Here is a 1,550-nt window from a genome sequence, read left to right as displayed (position 1 = left end):
CCGACGCCATCTGGCTCTACGGATCGGGCGAAGCCGCCATCGCCGCCCAGGTAACCGCACCGAAACAGGGCGTGATGCCGGCTTGGGGCGCGCGCCTGGGCGAAACCAGGGTTAAGGAACTTTCGGTTTACGTGCATTCGCTTGGCGGTGGGGAATAGGAACGGGGGCCTATTCCCTGCCCTTCACCGTCCAAGCGACGAGGCCCGGCTCTGCCGGGCCTCGATCTGTTTGCGTGTACCCGGCGATTGACCTGCATCAACGCGGCGCCATCCGGTCGGCGGCACAATCCGATCGACGCTGCATTTCGCTGACCTGGCTGCACCAGCCAGGACATTTACCCCGGCGAAATCACGAGTTGCGCGACGGGAGAAACCAGTGCTGGACAATACGCAGGTAGAACGGCTCGAGGCTGAGGCGGTCAACTCCGCCAAGGTGCGCCAGCCAATGTATGCCGCGCGCAGGAAGATCTTCCCGAAGCGGGCCTCGGGCAGCTTTCGCCGATTCAAATGGATCGTGATGGCGATCACGCTGGGCATCTACTATCTGACGCCGTGGCTGCGCTGGGATCGGGGTCCGTTTGCCCCCGACCAGGCCGTGCTGCTCGATGTGGCCAACCGGCGCTTCTACTTCTTCTTCGTCGAGATATGGCCGCAGGAATTCTACTATGTCGCCGGTCTTCTGGTCATGGCCGGCGTCGGTCTTTTCCTGATCACGTCAACCGTCGGCCGTGCATGGTGTGGCTACACATGCCCACAGACCGTATGGGTCGATCTGTTCCTGGTCGTCGAGCGCGCGATCGAGGGCGACCGCAACGCACGCATCAAGCTGGATGCCGGTCCCTGGACCACTCGTAAGCTTGTGCTGCGGGCATCGAAACACGTCATCTGGCTGGTCATAGGCGCAGCGACTGGTGGCGCATGGATCTTCTATTTCGCCGATGCGCCGACCCTGCTCGGCGAACTCTTCACCGGCACGGCAGCGCCTGTCGCCTACATCACCGTCGCGGTCCTGACGGCGACGACCTACACGTTTGGCGGGCTGATGCGCGAACAGGTCTGCACCTATATGTGCCCATGGCCGCGCATTCAGGCAGCCATGCTCGACGAGAGCTCGCTCACTGTCACCTACAATGACTGGCGCGGCGAACCGCGCACGCGTCACGCCAAGAAGGTTCTTGCCGCAGGGCATCCCGTCGGCGATTGCGTCGACTGCAATGCCTGTGTCGCCGTCTGTCCGATGGGGATCGACATACGCGACGGTCAGCAACTCGAATGCATCACCTGCGCGCTCTGCATCGATGCCTGTGACGGCGTCATGGACAAGCTCGGCAAAGCGCGAGGACTGATCTCCTACGCGACGCTCTCCGACTACAACGCCAACATGATGCTGGCCACCGCCGGCGGCGCCAGCTCGGTCAATCCATCACTGGTCAGGACGGATGACGGCCTGTTTTCGGACAGGGTGGCGCATTTCCATATCCGCAAGATCTTTCGGCCACGAACCTATGTCTACATGGCCATGTGGTCGCTGATCGGGCTGGGCCTGCTCTT

At 62.4% G+C, this 1,550-nt stretch carries 1 protein-coding gene and 1 pseudogene; both read left to right on the top strand.

Annotation, left to right across the window (positions count from 1 at the left end; translation table 11 throughout):
* Window positions 1–158: pseudogene (locus tag NKH38_RS33175) on the top strand (cytochrome-c oxidase, cbb3-type subunit III); the annotation flags it as partial.
* Window positions 159–375: 217 nt separating this feature from the next.
* Window positions 376–1,550, top strand: a 1,175-nt coding sequence (gene ccoG, locus NKH38_RS33170; RefSeq protein ID WP_352904881.1) for a cytochrome c oxidase accessory protein CcoG, incomplete at its 3' end; no start/stop codon positions are given.

This window comes from Mesorhizobium sp. M1078 (assembly GCF_040318615.1).
GTDB lineage: Bacteria > Pseudomonadota > Alphaproteobacteria > Rhizobiales > Rhizobiaceae > Mesorhizobium.
This window is presented reverse-complemented; position numbering and strand designations above follow the sequence as displayed.